This window comes from Amycolatopsis sp. BJA-103, assembly GCF_002849735.1.
Lineage (GTDB): Bacteria > Actinomycetota > Actinomycetes > Mycobacteriales > Pseudonocardiaceae > Amycolatopsis.
The window spans coordinates 3,162,689-3,188,384 of record NZ_CP017780.1; the positions used below are offsets into that span (position 1 = coordinate 3,162,689).

Annotated in this window: 23 protein-coding genes; 10 read left to right on the plus strand and 13 right to left on the minus strand. The window is 69.2% G+C overall.

Going from position 1 to position 25,696, the window contains the following annotated elements; translation table 11 throughout:
- Positions 1 to 12 precede the first annotated feature (12 nt).
- Positions 13 to 2,460 carry a DUF6493 family protein gene (locus BKN51_RS13660; protein ID WP_101608002.1) on the plus strand — a complete coding sequence of 816 codons (2,448 nt, stop codon included), beginning with the start codon at positions 13 to 15 and terminating at the stop codon, positions 2,458 to 2,460.
- Here BKN51_RS13660 and BKN51_RS13665 read toward each other — a convergent pair.
- Both BKN51_RS13665 and BKN51_RS13670 read right to left on the minus strand, forming a co-directional pair.
- Entirely contained in the window at positions 2,443 to 3,576 is a 1,134-nt protein-coding gene (locus tag BKN51_RS13665) for an SWIM zinc finger family protein (protein ID WP_101608003.1), read from the minus strand. The two genes, BKN51_RS13660 and BKN51_RS13665, sit on opposite strands and share 18 nt — an antisense overlap.
- A gap of 109 nt (positions 3,577 to 3,685) precedes the next feature.
- Complete coding sequence (locus tag BKN51_RS13670) at positions 3,686 to 4,552, minus strand: TetR/AcrR family transcriptional regulator (protein ID WP_101613207.1); 867 nt, start codon at positions 4,550 to 4,552, stop codon at positions 3,686 to 3,688.
- Positions 4,553 to 4,639: 87 nt separating this feature from the next.
- On the opposite strand from BKN51_RS13670, the gene BKN51_RS13675 reads away from it, so the two are divergent.
- Together BKN51_RS13675 and BKN51_RS13680 are read left to right on the plus strand one after the other, a co-directional pair.
- Positions 4,640 to 6,433, plus strand: coding sequence for a right-handed parallel beta-helix repeat-containing protein (locus BKN51_RS13675; protein ID WP_101608004.1), 1,794 nt, complete (start codon positions 4,640 to 4,642; stop codon positions 6,431 to 6,433).
- A 70-nt stretch (positions 6,434 to 6,503) separates the two neighbouring features.
- The gene (locus BKN51_RS13680) at positions 6,504 to 7,133 is read left to right on the plus strand and encodes a hypothetical protein (RefSeq protein WP_101608005.1); all 630 of its coding nucleotides are present in this window, start codon (positions 6,504 to 6,506) and stop codon (positions 7,131 to 7,133) included.
- A gap of 18 nt (positions 7,134 to 7,151) precedes the next feature.
- Here the strand turns inward: BKN51_RS13680 and BKN51_RS13685 are convergent, their stop codons facing one another.
- Entirely contained in the window at positions 7,152 to 8,531 is a 1,380-nt protein-coding gene (locus BKN51_RS13685; RefSeq protein WP_101608006.1) for an aminotransferase-like domain-containing protein, read from the minus strand.
- On the opposite strand from BKN51_RS13685, the gene BKN51_RS13690 reads away from it, so the two are divergent.
- Positions 8,530 to 9,753 (plus strand): aminotransferase class V-fold PLP-dependent enzyme, encoded by a 1,224-nt coding sequence (locus BKN51_RS13690; protein WP_101608007.1) that lies wholly within the window; start codon positions 8,530 to 8,532, stop codon positions 9,751 to 9,753. The two genes, BKN51_RS13685 and BKN51_RS13690, sit on opposite strands and share 2 nt — an antisense overlap.
- A 56-nt stretch (positions 9,754 to 9,809) precedes the next feature.
- On the opposite strand, the gene BKN51_RS13695 is transcribed toward BKN51_RS13690, so the two are convergent.
- From BKN51_RS13695 to BKN51_RS13710, 4 genes are all read right to left on the minus strand, one after another.
- A complete protein-coding gene (locus BKN51_RS13695) occupies positions 9,810 to 11,852 on the minus strand; it encodes a M3 family metallopeptidase (RefSeq protein WP_101608008.1) in 2,043 nt (680 codons plus the stop codon).
- A gap of 102 nt (positions 11,853 to 11,954) precedes the next feature.
- Positions 11,955 to 12,665: a histidine phosphatase family protein gene (locus BKN51_RS13700; protein ID WP_101613208.1), complete on the minus strand. Its 711-nt coding sequence runs from the start codon at positions 12,663 to 12,665 to the stop codon at positions 11,955 to 11,957.
- Between the two features lie 62 nt (positions 12,666 to 12,727).
- Positions 12,728 to 13,567 carry an undecaprenyl-diphosphate phosphatase gene (locus BKN51_RS13705; RefSeq protein WP_101608009.1) on the minus strand — a complete coding sequence of 280 codons (840 nt, stop codon included), beginning with the start codon at positions 13,565 to 13,567 and terminating at the stop codon, positions 12,728 to 12,730.
- A complete protein-coding gene (locus BKN51_RS13710) occupies positions 13,567 to 14,613 on the minus strand; it encodes an LLM class F420-dependent oxidoreductase (RefSeq protein ID WP_101608010.1) in 1,047 nt (348 codons plus the stop codon). Before BKN51_RS13710 ends, BKN51_RS13705 begins: the two co-directional genes overlap by 1 nt.
- A gap of 137 nt (positions 14,614 to 14,750) precedes the next feature.
- On the opposite strand from BKN51_RS13710, the gene BKN51_RS13715 reads away from it, so the two are divergent.
- The 3 genes from BKN51_RS13715 to BKN51_RS13725 all read left to right on the plus strand — a co-directional run bounded on the left by BKN51_RS13715 (position 14,751) and on the right by BKN51_RS13725 (position 17,061).
- Positions 14,751 to 15,716: an aldo/keto reductase gene (locus BKN51_RS13715; protein WP_199193005.1), complete on the plus strand. Its 966-nt coding sequence runs from the start codon at positions 14,751 to 14,753 to the stop codon at positions 15,714 to 15,716.
- A 113-nt stretch (positions 15,717 to 15,829) separates the two neighbouring features.
- Entirely contained in the window at positions 15,830 to 16,843 is a 1,014-nt protein-coding gene (locus tag BKN51_RS13720; RefSeq protein WP_101608012.1) for a YncE family protein, read from the plus strand.
- Entirely contained in the window at positions 16,840 to 17,061 is a 222-nt protein-coding gene (locus tag BKN51_RS13725; protein WP_016334446.1) for a DUF5703 family protein, read from the plus strand. Before BKN51_RS13720 ends, BKN51_RS13725 begins: the two co-directional genes overlap by 4 nt.
- On the opposite strand, the gene BKN51_RS13730 is transcribed toward BKN51_RS13725, so the two are convergent.
- Genes BKN51_RS13730 through BKN51_RS13745 form a run of 4 tightly spaced genes read right to left on the minus strand, consistent with a single transcriptional unit; the run spans position 17,054 to position 20,635 of the window.
- On the minus strand, positions 17,054 to 17,797 hold the full coding sequence (locus BKN51_RS13730; protein WP_101608013.1) for an SRPBCC family protein: 744 nt from the start codon (positions 17,795 to 17,797) through the stop codon (positions 17,054 to 17,056). The genes BKN51_RS13725 and BKN51_RS13730 overlap by 8 nt on opposite strands.
- A complete protein-coding gene (locus BKN51_RS13735) occupies positions 17,798 to 18,394 on the minus strand; it encodes a winged helix-turn-helix domain-containing protein (protein WP_101608014.1) in 597 nt (198 codons plus the stop codon).
- Between the two features lie 40 nt (positions 18,395 to 18,434).
- A complete protein-coding gene (locus tag BKN51_RS13740; protein ID WP_101608015.1) occupies positions 18,435 to 19,313 on the minus strand; it encodes an alpha/beta fold hydrolase in 879 nt (292 codons plus the stop codon).
- Positions 19,313 to 20,635, minus strand: coding sequence for a M20/M25/M40 family metallo-hydrolase (locus tag BKN51_RS13745; RefSeq protein ID WP_101608016.1), 1,323 nt, complete (start codon positions 20,633 to 20,635; stop codon positions 19,313 to 19,315). The genes BKN51_RS13740 and BKN51_RS13745 overlap by 1 nt, the downstream gene beginning before the upstream one ends.
- A gap of 265 nt (positions 20,636 to 20,900) precedes the next feature.
- Between BKN51_RS13745 and BKN51_RS13750 the strand changes: the two genes are divergently transcribed.
- Positions 20,901 to 22,547, plus strand: coding sequence for an ArnT family glycosyltransferase (locus BKN51_RS13750; RefSeq protein ID WP_199193003.1), 1,647 nt, complete (start codon positions 20,901 to 20,903; stop codon positions 22,545 to 22,547).
- 126 nt (positions 22,548 to 22,673) lie between these two features.
- Positions 22,674 to 23,270: a hypothetical protein gene (locus BKN51_RS13755; protein WP_146044331.1), complete on the plus strand. Its 597-nt coding sequence runs from the start codon at positions 22,674 to 22,676 to the stop codon at positions 23,268 to 23,270.
- A 40-nt stretch (positions 23,271 to 23,310) separates the two neighbouring features.
- Here BKN51_RS13755 and BKN51_RS13760 read toward each other — a convergent pair whose 3' ends face one another.
- Together BKN51_RS13760 and BKN51_RS13765 are read right to left on the minus strand one after the other, a co-directional pair.
- Positions 23,311 to 23,796: a DUF3592 domain-containing protein gene (locus tag BKN51_RS13760; protein WP_146044330.1), complete on the minus strand. Its 486-nt coding sequence runs from the start codon at positions 23,794 to 23,796 to the stop codon at positions 23,311 to 23,313.
- Between the two features lie 35 nt (positions 23,797 to 23,831).
- Positions 23,832 to 24,719, minus strand: coding sequence for a LysR family transcriptional regulator (locus BKN51_RS13765; protein ID WP_101608020.1), 888 nt, complete (start codon positions 24,717 to 24,719; stop codon positions 23,832 to 23,834).
- 70 nt (positions 24,720 to 24,789) lie between these two features.
- Between BKN51_RS13765 and BKN51_RS13770 the strand changes: the two genes are divergently transcribed.
- The gene (locus tag BKN51_RS13770; RefSeq protein ID WP_101613209.1) at positions 24,790 to 25,515 is read left to right on the plus strand and encodes an SDR family NAD(P)-dependent oxidoreductase; all 726 of its coding nucleotides are present in this window, start codon (positions 24,790 to 24,792) and stop codon (positions 25,513 to 25,515) included.
- Positions 25,516 to 25,696: the final 181 nt, after the last annotated feature.

The window sequence follows — 25,696 nt, forward strand, 5'->3', positions numbered from 1 at the left end:
TAAATTGACCGAGTGCAGCTGAACGCGCTCCTCACCGGCCAACCGTCAGAAGTCCTCACCCGGACCCTCGAGCTCTCCCAAGCCGAGCGGAAGGCCCTGCTCCCCGACCTCCTGTCCGCGTTCAAGGGCAGCAGCGAGTTCATCGAGGTCGAGCCCAACACCTACGGCGCCCGAAACCCGCTCAAGGGACAGCGAGCCGCGACCGCCCTCTGGGCCATCCTCCCGGCGAGCGATCCCCTGCTGCGCAAACTCTGGATCGCCTCACCCACGATCCTCGAACGCGTCCTCCAAGACCGCTCACTCGCCGAACGCAAGACGATCGCCCTCCGCATGATCGGCCACCAAACCGCCTGGGAAGCGATCCGCCGCATGATCCTCGACGGCGACCTCGAACCCATCAAGACCGCCGACTACCACGCCGGCTGGTTCCGCTGGGCCGGACGCTTCCGCGGGCAGTCCTTGGCCGAACGCCTCCGCACCGAACCCGAAGCACTCACCGAACTCTGGGAACTGCTCGCGACCGAAGGCAACGGAGACGCCAGCTTCGCCGCCTTCGACAAATACGTCCGCGACGAGGACAAGTGGTCCACCGCACTGCTCGAACTGACCGGAACCGGCGAACTCGACCGCACCCGGCTCTTCGACCTCACCCTCGACATCCTCGCCCGCGACTTCGCCGCCTTCCGCGCCCAGTGGTACGCGGCGCTCCACGAGGCCCTCGAACCCACTCCCGACGAGCGCACGACAGCGCAGAATCGCTACGCCCGGCTGTGCGGAAGCGGTCTCCCCCGCACCGTCTCCTTCGCCGTCAAGGCACTGTCCCTAGTGGACAAACAAGGCACGCTCGACGCCGAAGTCGCCCTCCGGCACCTCCCCGCGGCAGCTGCCGGACGCGGCGCCGCCACCGCCAAACTCGCACTCAAGCTCGCCGGCCGCATCGCCGACCGGCAACCCGAACTGACCGGCCTCGCCGACGAAGTCTTCGAAGCGGCGCTCACCCACGAAGCCTCCGACGTCCGCGCCCTCGCCACCGCCAGACTCGGCGTCACCCCGGACACACCGGCCCTCATCGAGACCGTCGAGTACCCGGAACCCGTGCGACCGCCCTGGCACCAGCGCGAGACGCTCACCATCCCGCTCCAAATCCCGGACACCCCGGCCGCGGTCGCGGAAGCCCTCTCCTCCCTCCTCGCCGACCCCGACCAGGCCGACCTTCTCCTGGCCGTCCTCGACGGCACCCACCGCGTCGCCGCCGAACTCAAGGACGCCCTCAAACCGCTGGTCAAACGCGCCACCAAGATCACGAACGAGAAATACAGCGCGGCCGTCCCCAAACTGCTCGCCACCCTCATCCTCGGCCTCAGCGGCCGCGACGTCGCCCACCCGCCCCAGGTCGACGGCTGGCGCCGACCACTCCACCACCGGGTCACCGCCCTGCTGGAGGGCACCGCCGTGCCCGTCTCCGCGGCCACCCACCAAGGCGGCTGGCTCGACCCGGTCGTCTTCGTCTCCCGCATGCTCGAACACCCCGAAGCACCCGAGGACGACGTCGCCGACGCACTGCTCCGGCTCGCCCCGGACACCCGGACCGATGCACTCGCGCACGCCGACGCGCTCACCGGACCGCACGCCGACCACATCCGCTACGCCCTCGGCGGGCCTCCGATCTCCGAAACCGGTTGGACCGCTCTCGCCGCGGCCCGCGCACGACACCCGGAATCCGCAGACCCCGCCGCCGCCTTGGGCGGTGAACCCGGACCGCCGATGACCTGGTCGGCGAAGGTCGGCCCCAACGCATACGGCCTGAACTCACTGGACCTCGACGAAACCCCGGAAGCCGTCTCACCGAAGGCTCCCTGGCTAGGCGTGCTTTACGACGGCCCGGATCCCGAGTGGCTCGGCTTCACCGAATGCCACGAGGCGGTGTCCTCGCCGTACGACCGCGACTACTTGGAAGCCGCGGTCGCCGGGAACCTGTTCTTCAACGACGTCGAAGTCGGCTATCCCGTCGAGAAGGCCGTACTGCCCCCATTCCTCGACAGCCCGTCGATACCGGGATTCCCCGGCGCGATGCTCATCGCCACCACGCTCGTGCTGAAACGCCCGACAGCCTCCCAGCTTGGCACGGACGCCGCGCTGACCCTGTTGGACCAGCGGATGCTCGGCCCTCGCGCGCTCGGCGAAGCACTGGGAGTGCTCGGTCCCCACCTCATTCCGACGAGGCTGGCACCCCGGCTCTCGATCATCGCGAACGAACACCCGATCGCCGTACTGTCCACTCTGGACACTTTGCTGCCCGCCTTGGAACTTTCCCACCGGGGCCTCTTCGCGCTGCTGGAACTCGCCGCGGACCTGGTGGAACGTGGAGCAGGCGCGATCAGCGCCGAAACGAAGGAATGGCTGGCGGGATTCAAGGGCAGTTCGAAGGCAGCGAAGGCGGCATCACGCCTCAACCGCTGACATCCGGGCCGCCAGCACGTGTGAACACGGACCGCGATTCTCCTGGTGCTTGGCCCACCAGGCACAGGTGCACCCGGGCGGCGAGAGCCGCACACGCTGCACCGACCCGGCGCGAGCGATCTCGTAGCCGCCGTCCGGCAACGACCGGACGGCTCCGGCAGCAACGAGTTCACGGGCCTTCGCCAGCCGCCGGTTCTCCGGGCCACGCCCGCTCGGGAGCTCGCGCGAGAACCATGTGCCGTCGACGACGTCGTGACCGGCGCGGCCCGTGACGAGCTCCGTCGCTTCGAGGCCGGCCGCCAGCGAGTTCAGCCAGCCGCCCTCACCGGAGAAGCCGCGAGACGGTTCAGGGGACAGCGTCACGATCAGCCGCGCCCGCTCCAGCTCGAGCACCCAGCTCGCGACCTCACTGCCCGGCCGCGTGTAGACGGTCAGGCCTTGGGCGAACCGGATCAGCGGCTCGACGATCCGGAGCCGATGCAGCCCGGACGCCGGTATCGAGTCCTGGCCCGCTCGCGAGGTCAACCGGAGTCCACGGCCGGACGCCACCGCCCACGACTTCCCGACGGCGGTGGGCAGCCTCCGCAGAAAGGCGCGCGCTTCGAGCTTGTCCAGCTCCGCCTTCTTCACCGCGCCCGCCGTTACAGCGGCGACCTCGGCGAAGCCCGCCACCCAGCGATCCGGCAGTGGCACGAGTGACTCGTCGTTCTGCCCGTCGAGAGTGCGGAGGTGGATTCCGTCCCCACGAACGGTCAGGTGCAACGGATCTTGCGCCACCACCCCGGCCAGCACCGTCCTCGTCGCCTCGGACAGGTCCACATTGGTACATCCCTCACCGAGCTCGCCCGCTTCCAGCACATCGAGCCTGGCGTAGACGCCACAGCACGGCGAAAACGCCTCCGCGCGCAGCGTCGTCCGGTCCGCGGTGAACACCGGATCGGACTCGGCGATGAGCCGGTTCACCATCGACGGTGGCATCCAGAACCGCGTGCGCGCGACTTTCCCCAGGACCAGCAGAGCTTGCGCCGCCTGCGCCCCGGGTTCGACGAAACCGTCGAAAAGCACTGGTACCCGGACGTCTTCTTCAACCGGCTCCAGCAAGATCTCGGTGATCACCGGGCCACCCTAGCCAGAGGCCCTGACACTCTTTGCGGGTTTGACTGGTTGTGTTTGAAACGATCTTGTTTTTCGCCGAGACGTATAGGGCGTTATACATTCAAAGATGTCAAGACTGCGCCTGACGTTGGCGATACGCACGTTGCTGACAAGCCCTCGAGCAGTAGTCCCGCGGCCTGCCTCGCACTCCCCCGTCCAGAGGCTTGCCGCACATGACGCACTCCCCTCCCCTGGTTTCGTCACGCGTTACCTCACTCGCCCTGCCTTCGACCAGCGCTTGGACACCGTCGAGAGTGCTGAGCAGCCCGAACTCGAAGGGATCGAGCGGGGTATCCATCCCCCCGCTCTTCCACAGCCGCTCCAGTGCCGGGTAGCCGTTGAGGCGCTCGAACAAGGACTCGCGTTCGCTCCACCAGCGCTCATGGGACACACCCGTGCGCCGCTGGAGCTCCACGGTATCCGCTGCCTGACGAGCGACGGACTCGACGAATCCGCCCACCAGGTTCACCACCGCGATCACCTCCGCGGGCGCCAGACCACTGCGTGACGCGACGTCGAGGGCGTGGTCGTAGCCGGCCATGATGTTCGGACCGGGCAGCCGCCTGGTCCCGGCGCTGTGGACCAGCCACGGGTGCCGCTGGTGGATCCCCCATGCGCGCCGCGACCAGCGTTCGAGACCCTCCCGCCAGCCGAGACCCTCCGAAGGCTCCATCGGGAACTCGCCGTACACGGCGTCCCGCATGAGTTCCACCAGCTCCGCCTTGCCGGGAACGTACCGGTAGAGCGACATCGTGGTGGTACCGAACCGTTCCGCGACCTTGCGCATCGACAGCGCGGCAAGCCCTTCGGCGTCCGCGACCTCGACCGCCGCCGTGACGATCCGGCCGAGGCTCAACCCCGGCCGATCCGGCTCGGGCGCTCCCCACAGCAGCTCGATCGCGCGCTCCGGATCCGGCTGCGCGTCGTCTTTCGCCACCACTACTCCCTTGACGCTCGGCGCTCTCGCGTGTTTAGCTGATAAACCTCAGTATATCCCATAAACAACTCCCAGGAGCGCTTCAGCATGCCTGAAATCAGGTTGCACGTGTCCCCCGACGGCCAGGACGACTGGCCTGGCACCGTCGACCAGCCCTTCGCCACACCGGGAGCGGCACAAGAGGCCGTCCGCGCCGCCACCGCCGGGATGACCGGGGACATCGTCGTCGCCTTCACCGCCGGTGTCCATCACCTGCGAGAACCCCTGGTCTTCGACGACGAGCTGGCGGATTCCGGCACGAACGGCTACCGCGTGATCTATCAGGCGGACGGCTACGGGACGCCCGCCCAGGCGAAGGTCGAGCTGAACGGCGGCCGCGAGATCTCCGGCTGGTCGACAGGTGACGACGGCGTCTGGACGGCGCCGGTCGGCGAACTGGCGCCACGACGGCTCACCGTGGACGGCCAGCCCGCGGCGCGAGCGGCCCGCGCGACCGGATTGCCGGGAGCCGTGACGAAAACCGCTACGGGTTACGTCACAGACAGCGTCGAACCCCAGTCCTGGCCGGACCCCTCCGGGCTGGAGTTCGTCTACCCCGGCGTCTATCCGTGGTCCGAAGCCCGGCTCGCGGTCGCATCGGTTTCCGGCGATGCCACGTCGACCACCATCACCATGGCCCAGCCCGCCTTCGACAACGCCAAGTCCCTCTACGACTCGAAGTGGTACGCAGCAGGCGGGGACGGGACCTGGGACGGTCTCGCAGCCCCTTCCGTACTCGAGAACAACGTGGCGTTCCTGACCGAGCCGGGCACCTTCGCCGTCAGCCGCACCGAGCAGGGCGAACACGTCCTGCATTACCGCCCGCGCCCCGGCGAGGAGGTCGGCGAGACCGCCGTCCTCGCGCCGGTGCTCGAAACGCTTGTCAGCGGGAAGGGTGTGCACGACCTCGTGCTCCGCGGCTTCACTCTCGCCGACGCGGCCTGGTCAGGCCCCGCGCGCACCGGGGGCTACCTGCACTATCACGGGAACTCCCGTTACGAGCAGGGTGACTTCCGGAAGATCGACATGGGCGCGGACGTCGGCTACGTCCATGTTCCGGCCAGTCCGGTTCAGCTGCCCGCCAACGTCAGCCTCGCGTCGGTCAGGCGAGTCACGCTGGAAGGCAACCACCTCACCCGGCTCGGCGCGGGTGGGCTGCTCGTCGAAGACAGCACCGACGTCGAGATCCAGGGATGTGTCTTCGACGAGATCTCGGGCAGCGGGATCGCCGTCCACGAGAGCACCCAGGTCTCGCTCGAGGACAACCTCGTCCACCACATCGGCACCGAGTACCGCGGCTCGTCCGCCGTCATCGTGGTCGAGTCCGAAGAGACGACCGTGGCGCACAACGAGATCCACGACGTCCCGCACAACGGCATCGTGATCACCGGCGGCGAACGGGCCAAGGGCACCCAGGTGATCGCGAACCTCGTCGAACGCAGCATGGGGAAGCTGATGGACGGCGGCGGGATCTACCTCTCCGCGCCGCAGGGGTCCTCGTTCGCCGGCGGCGCGGTGGTCCGCGGCAACGTGATCCACGACGTTCTCACCTCGTTCAACTTCGGGCTCTACACCGACTACGGCGCCGCGTGGATCACCGTCGTCGGCAATATCGTCCACGGTGCCGACACGCCGATCGTGCTCCAGGTCGGCCCGCCGCTGGAGAACGTCGCCTTCCTCGGCAACTTCTGGGACGTCCAGCCGGACGGTGGAGCACCCGAGACGGTGACGATGGCCGGGAACACCTTGCTCTCCAAGGAGAACTTCGACAAGGAAGTACAGGCCGATCCGGCGGGCGCCGACATCCTCGCGCGGGCGGGCCGCCGGGGTCTGGAACGATGATCACCGCTCCTGCCGGGCGCTCGCCCGGCAGGAGCCGTTCCGCCCACGATCCACGAGGAGACCGCTCGCCATGCCGACCCAGTCCACGGACTCCCCCGGGACACGCCATCGCCTCGCGAGGATCGCGACCGAGGTGCTCGCCCCCTGGGTCTGGGTGCTCGGCCTGCCGCTGATCGTCGCTTGGAAGGTGACCGGCTACCACCTCGGCGAGACGGTGCTGTGGGGACTCATCGTCGGCGTCACCGGCTCACTGATCCCGATGGCCGTGATCGTGCGGGGCGCGCGGAAGGGCAAGTGGGACAGCCACCATGTGACCGATCGGGCCGGACGGCTCGTCCCGTTCGCGGTCTGCATCGGCTCGCTGACCGCCGGATTCGTCATCCTGATCGCCGGCGGCGCTCCGCACGAGATGATCGCACTCGCGGCCGCCGAGCTCGTCTGCCTGGTCGCCGCGCTGGCGATCACCTTCGGCTTCAAGTTCAAGATCTCCATGCACGCGATGGTGGCGGCGGGCGCGGCCGTCATGCTGATCCGGGTCTACGGCCCCTGGCTCGCCCTGGTCTTCCTCGGCGTCGGCTGGGTCTGCTGGTCCCGCGTCGAACTCGGCGACCACACGAAGGCCGAGGTCACGGCAGGGACGATCGCCGGTGTCGTCCTCGGCGGCGGTGTTTATCTGGTTCTTGAAGCTTTTTTGGCCTGAGCGACGCCGTATAGGCCGTTATACATCTCTCAGGCGCCGGATGCCTTCGGTGAGTTCGGCGAGGTCGGCCGTCGCGGCGAAGCCCAGGCGCAGGAACGGCCCGGACGGCTCGGTGGCGAAGAACCGCTCCCCTGCCCCGACGACGACTCCCCGCTCTCTCGCGGCGCGGGCGAGGGCGTTCGCGTCACTCCCCGCCGGTAGCCGCACCCACAGGTGCAGCCCACCCGAGGGAAGGCGTGCGACAGTCCACTCAGGACACTCCCCCGCCAGCGCCGCGGCCGCTTTCACGCACCGTTCCCGCAATTCGGCGCCCAGTTTCCGCACGTGACGTTCCCAGGACGGCGCGCTGAGGAGTTCGAGTGCCGCTTCCTGCAGCGGACGGGAGACGAAGAAGTCGTCGACCCGCCGGATCGCCTTCATCCGGTCGAGCACCGGTCCTCGCGCGATGAGCGCCCCGATCCGCAGGCTCGGCGCCGCCGCTTTCGTCACCGACGTCAGGTGGACGACCGTGCCGTCGCGGTCGTCGGCGATCAGCGGACGCGGTGCCGTGGATTCGTGCGACAGGTAGCGGGCGAAGTCGTCTTCGAGCACGAACGCACCCGCCGCCCGCGCCACCTCCAGCACCTGAGCGCGACGTTCGGCGGCCAGCACGGTCCCGGTCGGATTGTGGAAGGTGGGCTGACAGTAGAAGAGCCGGGCGCCGGTCATCGCGAACGCCTCGGCGAGCAGATCCGGACGGACACCGTCCTCGTCGATCGGGACCGGTACCGGGCGGAGTCCCGCCGCTCGCGCCGCGGCGAGCGCTCCCGGATAGGTCGGCGACTCGACCAGCACAGGACTTCCCGGAGCGGCGATGGCCCGGAACGCCATCGACAGCCCGCTCTGTCCGCCGGACGTGATCAGGACATCGTCCGGCGACGCGCCGGCCGGCCCCGCGAACACCGACCTCAGCGCGGCCAGCCCGGTGGCGGGTGCGCGATCCCAGGCGTCCGGACGGCGGCCTGCCCTCGCGAGCGCCGCGCTCAAGAACCGGGCCGCCTGCAGTGACCGGTGCGGATAGCCGCCGTCGAGCAGGATCGCGCCGTCCGGCGGCGGCCCCAGGGTGCCGGTGAGGGACCGGGTGTCGACGCTGCGATCGGTCAGCGCGACAGTCTGCCACGCCGTGTCGAGCGACTCCCCCGCCGTCCTCGGCTTCGTCGCCACGTACGTCCCACTGCCGGGGCGGGTCACGACAGCACCTTCCGCGGCCAGCAGGGCGATCGCGCGCGAGACCGTCACCGGGCCGACCCGATAGCGCTCGATCAGCTCCCGGCTACTGGGCAGCCGGTCCCCCGGCGCCGCCGCACGGACCAAGGAACGCAGCTGGGTCACGAGCGCAGAAGTGCTACTATCCGACATGAAAGAACATGATAGTGCTACTGAAAACCGTGCGGAATCACTACTGGACATTCCAGCGCTGCGAGCCGATACCCCCGGTAGCGAGAAGGTCGTCCACTTCAACAACGCGGGCTGTGGTCTCGTGGCGAAGCCGGTGCTGGCCGCGATGCTCGACCACCTGAATCTCGAAGCCGAGATCGGCGGCTACGAGGCCGCCGCCGTACGGGCCGACGAGGTCGCAGGGTTCTACCGCGAGATCGCCGCGTTGATCAACGCGCGGCCGCGCAACATCGCCTTCGCGGCCAGTGCCACTCACGCCTATTCCACAGCGCTGTCCTCGATCCGGTTCGAAACCGGCGACGTCGTCCTCACCACCCGCAACGACTTCATCTCCAACCAGATCGCGTTCCTGTCACTGCGAAAGCGGTTCGGTGTCCAGGTCGTGCACGCCCCGGACACGCCGGAAGGTGGTGTCGACGTCGAGGCCATGGCGGCGCTCATGCGCAGCAGGAAGCCGAAACTGGTGGCGGCCACGCATATCCCGACCAATTCGGGACTGGTCCAGCCGGTCGCCGAGATCGGGCGGCACTGCCGGGAACTCGGTCTGCTGTACCTGGTCGACGCCTGCCAGTCGATCGGTCAGTACCCCGTCGACGTCGAGGAGATCGGCGCCGATCTCCTCACCTCGACGTGCCGCAAGTTCCTGCGCGGTCCCCGCGGCTCCGGCTTCCTGTTCGTCTCCGATCGCTTCCTCGCGGACGGCCACGAGCCGCTGTTCATCGACATGCACGGCGCCCGCTGGGCCGCGCCGAGGAAGTACGAGCCCGCCGAGTCTGCCGTCCGGTTCGAAGAATGGGAATTCCCGTACGCCACGGTGCTCGGCTGTGCGCGAGCGGCGCGCTACGCCCGCGAGGTCGGCCTGGAGGCGATCTCACGGCGGACGCCCGCGCTCGCGTCGAGACTGCGTGACGGGCTCGCCGCCCTTCCCGGCGTCGAGGTGCTCGACCGGGGCCGGAAACTGGGCGCGCTGGTGACGTTCTCGATCAAAGGCTGGGAAGCCGTCCCGTTCAAGGAGGCGATGGACGCCCGGCGGATCAACTCGGCGCTCAGCTACCGGGAGTTCGCCCAGTTCGACTTCGGCGACAAGAACGTCGACTGGTGCCTGCGGCTGAGCCCGCATTACTACAACACCGAACAAGAGGTGGACGACGTGACCGCGGCCGTCGCCGAACTCGCCGCCTGATCGAGGCTTCCCTGCCTGGGCACTGGGGGTGCCCGGGCAGGGAAGCCGTCAGAGCGTCAGGCGCCGGCGAGACCGCGGCGCTGCAGCAGCGGCTCGATCTCCGGGTCACGGCCGCGGAACGCGCGGAAGGCGTCCATCGGGTCGATGCTGCCACCGCGCCCGAGCAGCTCGCGGCGGAAGTGGTCGCCGTTCTCCCTGCTGAGCCCGCCGTTCTCGCGGAACCACTGGACGGTGTCGGCGTCGAGGACCTCGCTCCAGATGTAGGAGTAGTACCCGGCGCTGTAGCCGCCGCTGAAAACGTGCGCGAAGTAGGTGGTGCGATACCGCGGCGGCACGGCTTCCAGCGCGACTCCGGCCTTGGTCAGCGCCTCGGCCTCGAACCGCTGGACGTCTTCGACGTGGTCCTCGGTGCCGAGCGCGTGCCACGCCTGGTCCAGAAGGGCCGCGGCGAGGTACTCGGTCGTGGAGAAGCCTTCGCCGTACTGCTGCGACGCCAGGAGCTTGTCGATCTGCTCCTGCGGAAGCGGCTCGCCGGTCACGTGGTGCTTGGCGTAGTTGGCCAGGACCTCGGGCCAGAGCATCCACATCTCGTTGACCTGTGAGGGGTACTCGACGAAGTCACGCGGAACGCTGGTGCCGGAGAACGTCGGGTACTGCACGTCCGACAGCAACGAGTGGAGCGCGTGCCCGAACTCGTGGAACGCGGTGACGACCTCGTCGAAGGTCAGCAGGGTCGGCTCGCCCGCCGGAGGCTTGGCGACGTTGAGCACGTTCACCACGACCGTCTTGGTGCCCAGCACTGTCGTCTGGTCGACGAAGTTGTTCATCCAGGCGCCGCCGCGCTTCGAGTCGCGGGCGTAGTAGTCGAGCAGGAACAGGCCGAGTGCCGTGCCGTCGGCGTCGAAGACCTCGAAGGTCCGGACCTCGGGGTGGTACTTCGGCAGGTCCTCCCGCTCGGTGAAGCTCAAGCCGTACAGCTTGGAGGCGGCGAAGAAGACCCCGTCGGTCAGCACCCGGTTCAGCTCGAAGTACGGGCGGAGCGCCGCGGTGTCGACCTCGAACCGGTCCTTGCGGACGCGCTCGGCGTAGAACGCCCAGTCCCACGGCCGCAGGACGGCGCCGGGGATGTCGGCTTCGAGGTACCGCTGCAGTTCTTCGGCCTCCGCCTTGGCGTTGGCCACGGCGACCGGCGCGAGGCGTTCCAGCAGCCCGGCAGCGGCGGCGGCCGTCTTCGCGGTCTCGTCTTCGATGACGTACGAGGCGTGGTCGGGGAAGCCGAGCACGGCGGCCCGCTCGGCGCGCAACCGGACCAGCTGGGCGACGATCTCGTTGTTGTCGAACTCGTTGCCCCGGTTGCCCCGCGACACCGACGCGGTGAAGATCCGCTCGCGCAGCGCGCGGTCCTCCAGCGTGGCCAGCGCCGCCTGCGCTGTCGGCAGGGTCAGCTTGAGGACGTACTTGCCCTCCTCCCCCGCGGTCTCGGCGGCCGTCGCGATCTCGTCCCCGCCCAACCCGGCGAGTTCCGCGACGTCTTCGACGACGACGGCGAGTTCGTTGGTGTCCTTCAGCAGGTTCTGCTGGAACCTGGTCGACAGGGTCGAAAGCTGCTCGTTCAGCTCGCGCAGGCGCTTCTGGTCGGCTTCGGGAAGCCCCGCGCCGGCCCGGCGGACGTCGGTGTGGTGACGCTCGAGCAGGCGGAGCGACTCGGTGTCGAGGCCGAGTTCGTCCTTGCGCTCGAACAGCGTGTTGATCCGGGCGAACAACGCCGGGTTCAGGTTGACGGCATCGGCGTGCGCGGCCAGTCGCGGCGCCATTTCGGCCTGCACTCGCTGGATCTCGTCGTTCGCGTTCGATCCGGAGAGGTTGTAGAACACGCTGGAGACGCGGGACAGCAACCTGCCGGACTTCTCCAGCGCGGCGATGGTGTTCTCGAACGTGGGCGGCTCGGCGGAACCGGCGATCGCGTCGATTTCCGCGGCGTGCTCGGCCAGGCCCGCTTCGAAGGCCGGCAGGAAGTGTTCGTCGGCGATTCGGTCGAACGGCGGAAGGGCGTAGGGCAGCTCACTCGGCGCGGCGAACGGGTTGTCCTGCGAAATCATCGGTGTTGCTCCCGGGTCGTCGAATCTGCTGTTCAGGCCACCTTACGGGCAGTCAGGGGCCGGTGGATGCCGTCCGTGGCGTGACGCCGCCGACGGCGACGGTCACGCTCCGGTGGTACCGCCCACCACCGCGTCGGAGCTCTGCTTTCCCTTGCCGCGCTTGGCTTTGGCCTTCGGTGCCGGTGGGGCGATCCCGGCCAGGTCACCGCCGTTGTCGTTGACGCGCAACACGAACGGACGAGTCTCGGTGTAGCGGACCACCGAAACCGACGCCGGGTCGACCACGATCCGCTGGAACGCGTCGAGATGCTGGCCGAGCGCGTCGGCGAGGATCGACTTGATCACGTCGCCGTGGCTGCACAGGAGCCAGACCGCGTTCTCACCGTGTTTCGCGGTGATCCGGGCGTCGTGCGCGCGAACGGCCGCGACCGAACGCGCCTGCATCTCGGCCAGTCCCTCCCCGCCGGGGAAGACCGCGGCCGAAGGGTGCGCCTGCACGACCCGCCACAGGGGTTCCTTGAACAGATCCTTGAGCGCGCGACCGGTCCATTCGCCGTAGTCCACTTCGGACAAACCGGGCTCTTTGACCTTGTCCAGACCGCGTGCCTCGGCCAGCTTCGCGACCGTCTGGCGGCAGCGGAGCATCGGCGAGACCACCAGCTCGGCGAGAGGAACCGGCGCCAGGCGCTCGACGAGCGCCGCCGCCTGTGCCCGGCCGGTGTCGTCCAGCCCGACCTTGGGCGTGCGCCCGGCCAGGACACCCGAGCCGTTCGCCGTGGACTTGCCATGGCGCAGAAGGATCACAGTACTCACGTGGCCCACCCTACGTGTCCGTGCTTTGCCGCTCCCGCGTTTCGTCCTCTGGATGCGGAGGTTTACAGGTGCGGGCCCGCGCCGGGGTCGAGGACGCCGGTGAAGATCAGCACGAAAAGCAGGACACCGAGCACGAGCCGGTAGATCACGAACGGCACGAAGCTCTTGGTCTTGATGTAGGACATCAGCCAGGCGATCACGGCGTAGCCGACGCCGAACGCGACCAGCGTCGCCAGGATCGTCGGCCCCCACTGGGCCGGGGCGCCGTCCTTGCCGATGTCGGTCAGCTTGTACAGGCCCGAGCCGAACACCGCCGGCAGCGCCAGGAGGAAGGAGTACTCCGCCGCCTCCGCGCGGGTGTAGCCGAGCAGCAGCCCGGCGCTGGTGGTGCCGCCGGAGCGGGAGACGCCCGGGATCAGTGCCAGCGCCTGCGCGAACCCGAAGCCGAGGCCGTGCGGCACGGTCAGGTGGTCCAGCGTCCGCTCCTGCCGCCCGATCCGGTCGGCCAGGAGGAGGATGAGGCCGAACACGATCAGCGTGGTCGCGGTGATCCTCAGATCACGGAAGGTCTCGTCGATCGCGTCCTGCAGCAGCAGGCCCAGCACCACGATCGGCAGCGAACCGATGATGATCAGCCAGCCGAGCCGCGCGTCCGGGTCTTGCCGCCAGTCCTTTTTGTAGATCGAGAAGAACCAGGCGCGGAGGATCTTCCCGATCTTGCTCGAGAAGTACAGGATGACGGCGAGTTCGGTGCCGATCTGGGTCACCGCGGTGAAGGCGGCGCCCGGGTCGTCCCAGCCGGCGAGCGCCGCGGTGATCCGCAGGTGCGCGCTGGAGGAGATCGGCAGGAACTCCGTGAGGCCCTGGACGAGCCCCAGGACCAGTGCTTCGAACCATCCCATCAGGCGACACCGGCCAGTTCGATCGCCTCGGCCGCGACTTCGAGAGCGTGTGCGGAGCTCTCTGGGTCCGGCATGGAGGGCGCGACGGTCAGCGTCGTGACCCCCGCCCCGGCGAAGGCCTGCATCCGTTCGGCGATCCGCTCCTTGGGGCCCAGCAGCGACGTCGCGTCGATGAACTCCAGCGGGACCGCCGCCATCGCGCCTTCGTAGTCCTTGCCCAGGTACTTCTGCTGGACGTCGGCGGCTTCGCGCTCGAAGCCCATCCGGCAGGCGAGCTGGTTGTAGAAGTTCTTGTCCCGGCTGCCCATCCCGCCGAGGTACAGCGCCGCGTACCCGCGGACCGCGTCGGCGCAGGCCTTCCAGTCGTCACCGACCACGAGCGGGACGGTGGGGACGACGTCGAAGCCGTCGAGGGACCGCTCGGCCTTCTCCGCGCCCGCCTGGATCAGCTTCAGCTGCTCTCCGGCATGCTCGGGCGAGAAGAACACGGGCAGCCAGCCGTTCGCGATCTCGCCGGTCAGTTCGAGGTTCTTCGGGCCGATGGCGGCCAGATACACGGGGATCTCTTCGCGTTCGGGGTGCACGGTCAGCGTCAGCGCCTTGCCGGGCCCGCCGGGCAGCGGGAGTTCGAAGTGCTCGCCTTCGTACTTCAGCCGCTCACGGGACAGCGCCTTGCGGACGATCTCGACGTACTCGCGCGTCCGGCCGAGGGGTGACGCGAACTTCACGCCGTGCCAGCCTTCGGAGACCTGCGGACCGGACACACCGAGGCCGAGGCGGAACCGCCCGCCCGACAGCGTGTCCAGGGTCGCGGCGGTCATCGCGGTCATCGCGGGCGTCCGCGCCGGGATCTGCAGCACCGCGCTGCCCACGTCGATCCGTGACGTCTGCGCCGCCACCCACGCCAGCACCGTCGGCGCGTCCGAGCCGTACGCCTCCGCGGCCCAGACGACCGCGTAGTCCAGTTCGTCCGCCTTCTTCGCCAATGCCAGGTTGGCCGCGTCGTTGCCCGCGCCCCAATAGCCCAAGTTCAGTCCGAGTCGCACGGCGTGAATGTATCCATCGGAGTGTCACTCCTCCGTTCAGGGTGTTGACACCGCGGTGACCCGGCCGGTGGTACTCGATCACGACACGCTCACCTGCTCCGCGTCCCGCACCGGCCTTCCGGCTAGGCTCGCCCGTCGTGGAAAAGCGACAGCTCGGCCGGTCGGGACTGCGGGTCTCGCGGATGGCCCTCGGGACCATGACGTGGGGTGGCGACACCGACTCGGAGGAGGCGGCCAGCCAGCTGGTCGCGTTCGTCGACGCCGGGGGCACCCTGGTCGACACCGCCGACATCTACAGCGAGGGTGAGAGCGAACGCGTTCTCGGCGCGCTGCTCGGCGACCTCGTCCCCCGTGACGACATCGTGCTCGCCACCAAGGCGGTCGCCCGCCGCACCGACGGCCCGTTCGGTGGTGGTGCCTCTCGCGGCGCGCTGCTGAGCGCCCTCGAAGGTTCGCTGCGCCGCCTCGGCACCGACCACATCGACCTCTGGCAACTGCACGCCTGGGACACCACCGTGCCGGTCGACGAGACCCTCGCGGCTCTCGACTACGCCGTGACCAGTGGAAAGGCCCGCTACGTCGGCGTCTCCAACTACTCCGGCTGGCAGCTCGCGACCGCCGCGGCCCGCAGTTCCGCCGTCGCCCCGCTGGTCTCGACGCAGGTCGAGTACTCGCTGCTGGAGCGCGGAGTGGACCGTGAGGTCGTCCCCGCCTCGGAGCACCACGGCATCGGGATCCTGCCCTGGGCCCCGCTCGGCCGGGGCGTGCTCACCGGCAAGTACCGCACCGGGACACCCGCCGATTCCCGTGGCGCTTCGAGTGTTTTCGCGGGCTATGTCGAACATCACCGGACCGATCGCGCGGCCAGGATCGTGCAGGCGGTCGCGACCGCCGCCGACGGGCTGGGCACCTCGCCGCTGGCCGTCGCGCTGGCCTGGGTCCGCGACCGGCCGGGAGTGGTCGCTCCCGTGGTCGGAGCGCGTGACACCGGCCAGCTCACCGGGTCGCTCACGGCCGAGGAGATCACGCTCCCGCCCGCCATCCGATCGGCGCTCGACGACGTCAGCGCGATCGAGGTCGGGTACCCCGAACGCGGCCTTTGAGCCGTCTCGATTACTGGATTAGGTGACTGTTAGGTGACACAGACGTGACGCGGTGGGGTTCCTGGGGGATGCTGGACAAGTCCGTTCGACGAGTAGCAGGTGGAGGCACCAAGGTGGGTCGGCTGTCCGCCGTTTCCCGGATCGCGATCCCGCTCGCCGGTGCCCTGGTGCTCTCGTCCTGCAGTGCGGACGACACCCCGAACGACACGCTCCAGATCGTGCAGAACCCCGTCGCGGTGACGGCCGCCGTCTCCCCCGCGGTGACGGCCAAGCCCGCCGGTTCGGTGTTCGCCGGGCCCGGGGTGAAGGCGCTGGCCACCGACGAGGCGAGCAAGACGCTGATCGTCGCCGTCTCGGAGCCGCCTTCGCTGCGCCTCTACGATCTCTCGGCCCTGGACACCCCGAAGACGACCGTGGCCTTGCCCGGCCCCGCCGAGCGGCTCACGGTCTCCGGTGGCCAGGTGCTCGCCAGCGTCCCCGGCAAGAGCCTGCTGGCGAAGGTTTCCCTGCCCGGCGGCGCACTGGAGACGGTCCCGGTCGCGGGGCAGCCTTCCGCCGGTCTCGCCGACGGCGACTCGACGCTGGTCTCGGTCCGTGATCGCAAAGTCGTCGAGGTGCTTTCCGCCAACGCGGGCCCGAAGACCATCACCGGCCAGATCTACAGCGCCGACGACGTGCTGAACACCGGCGACGGCGTGGTCGTCCTGGACAAGCTGCGCACGGCTCTGTTCTCGGTCGACCTGGCCGAGGGCAAGATCGGCGAAGGCCTCCGCGCGGGCGACGGCGCGGCCAACGCGGTCACCGACGATCTCGGGCGCGTTTTCGTCACCGACGCGCGAGCGGGCGCGTTGCTGGCGTTCTCCACGACGCCGCTGCTACTGCGCCAGCGTTACCCCGTCCCCGGCGGGGCGTACGGCATCGCCTACGACCGCGCCCGGGGGCTCGCCTGGGTCACCCTCACCGAGCGCAACGAGGTCGTCGGCTTCGACGTCCGCGGCGGAGAGCCGATCGAGAAGCACCGGTTCCCCACCCTGCGGCAGCCAGATTCGGTCACCGTCGACGAGCAGGGCGGCCGTGTGGTCGTCGGCTCGGCCATCGGAGAAGGGATCCAGGTGATCACGCCATGACAGTTGTGGACGAGGCGGTGGTCGAAGGGGATTGGGAGTACCGGCGGCTGCAGTTGCCTCCCGGTGTTTCCCGGCGGGCGGCGGCGACGCAGCTGTCGATCCACGCCGAGTTCGCCGGCTGGGAGCTCTCGACCGTCCGGCTCTACTCCGATGGGACCCGGAGGGTGTGGTTGCGCCGCAAGCGCACCGCCACACCCCTGCCCGGCCTGATCACCTGAAGACCCGGCCGAGCCAGTCCGCCCAGAGCTCGTCCTGTTCCGCGGGGTCGACGTCGCCGAACAGGTGATGCATCGCGAGCATCGGCCCGCGGAAACCGCGGACGAAGCGCAGGAGCGCGTCCCCGGTCCGGATCCCGACCGTCTGCTCGTTCGCCAGATAGACCTCGCCGTCCACTGTGGACATCGACCCCGTGCTCAGCCGGACCCGGTCGCCCGTGTCCGGCCGCCCGGCGAGACCCAGTTCCCGGCCCAGCGCCAGCCACGCGCGGTCCCAGTCTTCGATCGCGGGCCCGAACACCGTCACCGGCACCGCTTTCCGGCCCGCGAACCCGTTGAGATACTCGACCAGGGTTCGGAGGAACAGCTCACCGCCACCGCGCATCGCCTCGAACTCGTCTTCCCAGTCGTCGCCGGGCAGGAAGCCGCTCGTCACGGTCCGCAGCACGGTGCTGCCGCCGGAGCGGGCCTCGATCAGGAACTCGTAGGCGACGAACCGCCCGTCTTCCTCGCGTTCCGTGCCGTAGACGAGCCTTTCGAGCGGGTCCCACGACGTGATCGCGGACGCGGGTTCGTAGCCGCCGAACGCGGTCTTCACCGTGCCGCCGACGCCGCCGTCGACCTCACTGCGTCCCATGAACCATGACGTGATCCCCGGCCCGGTCGCGATGGCGTCCCAGACCTGCTCCGGCGTCGCGTCGACCTCGACGCGGTCGGCGATCTCGAATTCGTGCCCCACTCAGCGCTCCTCGGTCTCGGTTTTGACGCTCGGATGGACGGCGACGACGATCCGGTGATCGCGGCCCTGTTCGGCGCCTTCGTCGTGGTACTTGCTCACCAGGTTCGTGATCGCGACGGTGAGTTCTTCGGCGAACGCCGCCCTGTCGGCCGCGTTCGAGAACCGCACCTCGCCGTCGATCGCGAAGGTCGCGACCCGCTTGCGCGCCTTGGTGGAGCCGGTGATCAGCAGGCCGACGTCGCGCACCAGCCTGCCCGCGACCGCGAGCAGCCAACGCGCGGAAAGGCGGTCCGGCGACTCGGCCGGGTCGGGCTGGACCGCGGAAAGCGCGGTCGGCGAGATCACGTAGGACGCCGCGGTCGCGCGCATCATGCGTTCGGTGACGTTGCCCTTGCGCCGCTCTTCGACGAGCTCGACCAGGCCGTGCTTTTCCAGCGCGCGCAGGTGGTAGTTCACCTTCTGCCGCGGCAGGTCCACCCGCGCGGCCAGCATCGTGGCCGACGCCGGTTCCGCGAGTTCGGACAGCAGCCGGGCCCGGACCGGGTCCAACGACACTTCGGCCGCTTCCGCGTCCTCGATCACCGCTACGGAGAACATGGCAAGAAGGTGCCACCGAAAAGAGAACTTGTCAAGGCAGTCAGTCTTGTCGGCGGGCTCTCGTCGCCAGGGCGAGCAGCCGGGGCACCACCTGCGGGGCCGCCTCCAGCGGGACGACGTGCCCGACCCCGGGCAGCACCACGGACGTCCCGTTCTCCACCGCGCCCGCCAGTTCTTCGACGTCGGCGGTGGGCACCAGTTTGTCGCGCTCCCCCACGATCGCCGTCACCGGAACCGCACCGACCTGCGACAACGCTGATTCCCGCGTGTAGGCGTCCAGTGCGGGTCGGAACGCGGACACCGTCTGGGGCCAGTTGCCGCGGATCATCCGGACGGTCAGTTCGACGTCGCCGGGCACCGGGTCGTCCCCGAAGAGCCACCACCGCAGGCCGGCGGTCACCGCCTTGCTGGTGTGCTCCCGCACCAGGCCGATCAGCTTCGTCCCGAAGACCATTTCGAGGTCGCGGCCGAGTTTCCCGAGCGCGTTCGGCCAGATCGCGTCCGGGGTGACGCCGCCCGCGGACATGGCGAGCAACCCGATCCCCGCCACCCTGGCCGCGAAGACGTCCGGATGCCGCTGGGCGAGCGAAAGGATCGCGAGCCCGCCCATGTCGTGACCGACCAGGACGACACGACCCTCGGGAATCACCTTCTCCAGCACCTCGGCGAGATCGTCGGCGAGGTGCCCCATCGTCGCCGACGCGGCCCGGACCTCACCGGACTCGCCGTGCCCGCGCTGGTCGTAGGCCAGCACCGCGATCGGCTCCTCCGCGGCCTCGGCCAGCACCGGCGCGACGGCGCGCCAGCTCCGCCTGTCGAGGGCGTACCCGTGAAGGAGCACCACGGTCACCGGCGCCGACGGATCACCCCAGCGTTCGAAATGCAGGGGTGTTCCGTCGGCGGCCAGCAGACCGGACATCAGGCGGAGCGGAGGAAACGGTCGAGCACCCGCACGCCGAACTTCAGCGCGTCGACCGGGACACGCTCGTCGACGCCGTGGAACAGCGCCGAGAAGTCGAGGTCCGCGGGCAGCTGCAGCGGGGCGAACCCGAAGTTGCGGATCCCGAGGGACTGGAACGACTTCGCGTCCGTGCCGCCGGAAAGCATGTACGGGAGCGTGCGGGCACCAGGGTCCTCGGCGAGGACCGCGGCGGTCATCGCGTCGACGAGGGCGCCGTCGAAGGTCGTCTCGACCGGCGGCAGCTCCATCCACTCCTTCTCGATGTCCGGGCCGAGGATCTCCTCCAGCTCGGCGTTGAACGCCTCGAGACGGCCGGGCAGGATCCGGCAGTCGACCGAGGCTTCCGCGACCGAGGGGATCACGTTGGACTTGTAGCCCGCGGTGAGCATCGTCGGGTTCGCCGTGTCGCGCAGGGTCGCGCCGATCATCCGGGAGATGTTGCCGAGCTTGGCGACGGACCCCTCGATGTCGTCCTCGGGGAAGTCCCAGCCGGTGATCTCGGTGACGCCGTCCAGGAACTCGCGGACGGAGTCGGTCATGACCAGCGGGAAGCGGTGGTTGCCGAGCCTGGCGACGGCCTCGGACAGTTTGGTGACGGCGTTGTCGCGGTGGATCATCGATCCGTGGCCCGCGGTGCCGCGCACCCGCAGCTTCATCCAGCGGATGCCCTTTTCCGCCGTCTCGATGAGGTACGCGCGGACGTTGTCCTTGAGCGTGATCGAGAAGCCGCCGACCTCGCTGATGGCCTCGGTGACCCCCTCGAACAGCTCGGGACGGTTCTCCACCAGCCACTGCGCGCCGTACTTCCCGCCCGCCTCCTCGTCGGCGAGGAACGCGAAGACGAGGTCGCGCGGCGGCACGATGTTGTTGATCTTGTAGTGGCGGGCCAGCGCGAGCGTCATCGCGCACATGTCCTTCATGTCCACGGCACCGCGGCCCCAGACGTAGTCGTCCTGGATCGCGCCGGAGAACGGGTGCACCGACCACTCCGAGGCGTCGGCGGGGACGGCGTCGAGGTGACCGTGGATCAGGAGCGCGCCCCGGGACGGGTCGGCTCCCGGCAGCCGGACGATCACGTTGTGGCGGTTCTTGCCCCCGGACTCGACGTAGGTGATCTCGTAGCCCGCGTCGGTGAGCTTCTCGGCGACGTACTCCGCCGCGGCGCGTTCACCGACGAGCGTGTCGGGATCACCCGTGTTGGTGGTGTCGATGCGGATCAGTTCACTGGTGAGGGTGACTGCCTCTTCGGCGGCGGCTTCGATCAGATTCGGTTCGGTCACCAGGCATTCCTACCACTGGTGGAGCGTGCCGACCCGTCACGACCGCCGCGTGGACACGTGTGAAGACCCACTCCCGCGGACGGCGGCGCCACCAGGCATGTCCGGCGGCCTGCGAGTCCGATCGGCGGTATGGGTGCCGACCGGTCGTGGATAACGTCGGAGTCCGCGAGAGTTCCGGCCGTAGCGCGCGTGCGGGGCCGAATTCGCGCACTGGGGAATGCCTTGAAACAACTCTGCCGGATGGCCCGCGCCTGGAGGTACCGGAGTGTCCGGAACACTTGCCCGTCTTCCGTTGTCCCAGGACGTCGTGCCCGAAAGCAGGCCCCCTCGCTGGGCGGTGTGGCGTTCGCCGTCCGATCAGCCGCGCTGGGCCCGGCCGGTGTTGCTGGGCATCGCGGCGGTGGCAGCGGTGCTGTACGCGTGGAATCTGCCGGCGGTGGACTTCGCGCCGCTGTATTCGGACGCCGTGAAGAGCATGTCCGGGAGCTGGAAGGCGTTCCTGTTCGGGGCCGTGGACGCGGAGGCGACGTCCACTTTGGACAAGCTGGCCGGCTCGTTCGTGCCACAGGTGGTCTCGGCGAAGATCTTCGGGTTCCATGCCTGGTCGCTGGCGTTGCCGCAGGTGATCGAGGGCGTGATCTCGGTGCTGGTGATGTACCGGGTGGTGCGGCGCTGGGCCGGTGTGGTGCCCGGTCTGCTGGCGGCCGGGATCTTCGCGTTGACTCCGGTCGCCGCGTCGATGTTCGGGCACAGCATGCAGGACGGCGCACTGGTGATGTGCCTGGTGCTGGCCGTCGACGCCTATCAGCGGGCGGTGCTGGAGGGGCGGTTGCGGTCGCTGGTGTGGGCCGGGATCTGGGTGGGGCTGGGTTTCCAGGCGAAGATGCTGCAGGCGTGGATGGTCTTGCCCGCGCTGGCGATCGGTTACCTGCTGACCGCTCCGGTCGAACTGCGCCGCCGGGTGAAGCACGTGGCGATCGCCGGTGCGGTGACGCTCGCGGTGTCGCTGTCGTGGATCGCGCTGTACACCTTCACCCCGCCCAGCGCCCGGCCCCACATCGACGGCAGCACGAACAACAGCGCCTTCGCCATGGTGTTCGGCTACAACGGCGTCGGCCACCTGGGCATCCAACTGCCCGGCGCCCGGAAATTCGACAACGACGGCGGCGCGATCGACCCGCAGCGGATGGCCGGGCAGCGTGACATCCTCCCCGCCAAGCGGGGAAATCCCGACGAGGACCCGACGAAAGCGACGAGCAGACCGGTCCAGAAGGGCTGGGCCAAGCTGTTCGACGGCCACCTCGCCGTCGCGGTCGGCTGGCTGTACCCGCTCGCGTTGCTGGCCCTGCTGTGCGGACTGTGGTGGCGGCGCCGGGCCGGGCGCACCGATCCGGTGCGCAGCGGACTGGTGATGTGGGGAGTGTGGCTGCTGACCTTCGGTCTGGTTTTCAGCGTCGCCGATGTCCCGCACACCGCGTACGTGGCCTCGCTCGCGCCAGCGGTCGCCGCGCTCTCCGCCCTGGGCATCGTCCTGTTCTGGCGCGCGTACCGGGAGGGCGGCAAGCGGGCTTGGCTGTTGCCACTCGCGGTGGCGTCCGAGGTGGCTTGGGCCGCGTGGCTGTGGTCGCACTACCCGAATTTCCTGCCGTGGGCGAAGTGGGGTGCGCTCGCGCTGGGCGTGGCCGCTGTCGTCGCGCTGGTCCTGGCGCGCGTGGTCAAGACCACCTCGCCCCGCCTGGTCACCGCCGGGCTCGCCGCCGGGGTCGCGGCCGTGGTGGCCGCGCCCGCCACGTACGCGATCTCCGTGCTGGACCCCGATTACTCCGGCATGTCCTTCGACGCCAACGCCGGCCCGGAGTCGGGCCGGATTCCCGCCGCACCGCCCACGCCGGCCAACGGGGCGGGTGGGTGAGCCGGGCCCCCGGAAAGGCCGGTGACGGCGTGTCTTCCCGACAGGCCAATGGTGACGTGAATCTTGCATTTCTCCTGGATCGGGCACGATTCTCGAGGCGTCCCGTGTGACGTAAAGTGAGCCGCTGTGCTCAACACAAGACTTTCGGTCGGCCTCTTCGTAGCGGCCGGCGCCCTCGTACTGGCCGCGTGCGACAGCTCTGCCGCGCCGGACGCTGCCAGCCTCGACCCTACGAAGTGCGCTGACCCGAATTTCGCCAGTGCTCATAAGGATTTTTGCGTCGACAACGCCTCCGTGCCGGAGACGCCGGCAACCGAAGCCGCCACGTTGTCCAACGGCTTGAAGGTCAGGATCGTCTCCGCGAAGTCCGAGACCGTGGATTCGAACGCCTACGACTCCGGCCCAACCGAGAACGTCGTGGTGACAATAGCCACCGAGATCACGAATACCGGCAACGCGACGCTCGTCTTCCCCACGGCGAAGAGCAACGTCCGCACGGAGTTGTCGTACGGCGCCAACCACGCCAAGGCGACGAACTCGGCCGTTCAGAAGAGCGGCCCCACCGACCTTCCGGAGCAGCTTGTCGCGGGCGGATCGGTGACGATGATGTCGACCTTCACGATGCGCGCAGGGGGCGCGGACAACGTCGTCTTCCGGTTCAACCCTGACAGCACCACCACAGACGACATCACCTTCACGAACGTCCAGACCTTGTACAAGTAGCGCTCGCGCGCCTTCTCCGCCGGCTACCTGCCGCGGGACGTCACCGCCAGAAGGAAACCAACCAGCACCACCACAGGTGGAACCGCGCTCGGGATTTCTTCATCCGCACGCCGTGATGCCATAGCACCATCACGACTATGGCGCCCGCGCTGAGCAGAGTCAGCGCACTGCCCATGACGATCACACGAGTGTGCTTGTCACCTTCGTCGAATTCCGCGCGTCGCTCGTCCGGCCACACCCGGATGTGTACCCGGCCGCCGCCCCGGTAGGCCGCCTGGCGGCGCCCCTTGTCGTACTCGAAGGTCTCCGTCCTCGTCACCCCGTCGAGTCCGGTGTATTCGACGTCCGCGGTCTTGCTCCCCTGAGGCCCGGTCGCCACGACCCGCCCCGGGACGAGCCCGGCCGACCGGTTGACATCCACAGCGAGGGAAACACCGAGCCACAGCACCGCGAGCCCGCAGACCAGCAGCATCAGCGGAAGCCACAAGACGTCCATCCCAGGCAGCCGGGATCTCGACAGCGTCATGCCCTCAGCACGCCCAGGACGCTGTCGCGGTTGCCTCAGTGGTGACGGCTGCGCCGGGTTTCCATCGGTCCGTGTTCAGCGGCGATCCTGAGGAATCCGGCGATCGAAGGCGACCTGCTCCCCTGGCGCCAGAGCGCCAGGGTCCGGTACGGCGTCACGTCACCGACCGGCCGGTAGACGACGTCCGGGCGGACGTTCACGGCGGCCAGCGAGGCGGGCACCAGTGCCACGGCCTGCCCGAAGGAGACCACGTCCAGCAGCTGGGCGGTGTCGCGCACGACCGGCCCGTCGGAGCGGCGATCGGGATGGCCGAGCCAGTGACCGGGCTCGACGATCCGCGCATCCGCCCATCTCGGAGCGGGCTCGGCGATCAGATCGGCGACACTGAGCACGTCGCGACCGGCGAGCTCGTGATCGGCGGCGAGCGCGGCGACGCGCGGTTCGGTCGTCAGGAGCTCGGTTTCGAGGCCGTCGCCGTCCACACAGGCCGCGATCGCCAGATCGGCGCGCCCGTCACGGACCAGCTCGGCCTGTTCACCGAACCCGCTCACCACCACGCGGATCTCCACCGCGGCCGGATCCTCCCGGAAGCGTTCGCGAACGCGGTGCAGCAGCCGGGTGGCCACTCCGGGTTTGGCGGTCACCACGAGCGCGTTCCCGACCCGCCGCGTCCGGCGGACGGCGACGTCCAGAGCGGCGAGGACCCTCGCCGACTCGGCGAGAAGGGTCTCCCCCGCGGGCGTCAGCGCCAGCCGCCGCCCGGTGCGGTCGAACAGTTCCGCGCCGATCCGGCGTTCGAGCGCGCGGATGGCCCGTGACAGCGGCGGTTGCGCGATACCGAGACGCCTGGCCGCGCGGGTGATGTTCAGCTCTTCGGCGACGGCGCGGAAGTAGCGCAGTTCGCGGATCTCCGGATCCGGCATACCGCCAGGGTAGGGCCCGCACACCGGATCGGTGCTTCTGTTCGGGCGCGGGGTCGGCTGGAGTGAGGACATGCACACGCACGAAGTCGCGCTCGTCACCGGCGGCAACAAAGGCATCGGCAAGGAGATCGTCCGGCGACTGGCCGCGCGCGGACTCACCGTCTACCTCGGCGCGCGGGATCCGGAAGGCCGCGCGGCCCTACCGGGCGTCCGGTCCGTCCGGCTCGACGTCACCGACGAGGCGTCCGTGGCGGCGGCGGTCGAGACGATCGAGGCCGAGACCGGCAGACTGGACGTCCTGGTCAACAACGCCGGCATCACCAGCGAATGGGGTCTGCGCACCGCCGACTTCACGGCCGCGCACCTGCGGAACGTATACGAGGTCAACGTTTTCGGTGTCGTCACGATGATCTCGGCCTGTGTGCCCTTGCTGCGCCGCTCCCCCAACCCGCGCGTGGTCAATCTCTCGAGCGGGCTCGCCTCCCTCACCTCGCTGAGCGATCCGGAGATTCCCCTGCCCACCGAAGGATTCCTCGCCTACAGCTCTTCCAAGGCCGCACTCAACGCCTTGACCCTGCTCTACGCCGAAACCCTCCGCGCCGACGGCATCAAGGTCAACGCCGTCAGCCCCGGCATGGTGCCGACCGACCAGAACGCCGGGGCCCCTTTCCCGCGCGGGCACCGCACCGTGGCCGAGGGTGCGGCCGTTCCGGTCCTGCTCGCGACGATCCCCGCGGACGGCCCGTCCGGCGTCTTCCGCGGCCCGGACTCTCTCGAGGACGTCATCCCCTGGTGACGTGGTGACGAGTACGGCGTCCCGTCCAGCGCCCTGTCCAGGTTCGGACGGACGACCTCGGTGTAGAACAGCTCGGCCAGCTCGAGGCCGGGAAGGAATGACCGCGTCACGCCGGCCACCCTGGCAGGAACGCGCGACGGCAGGCCAGCCGATATTCAGCGCGATGAAGACGTGGCGACCC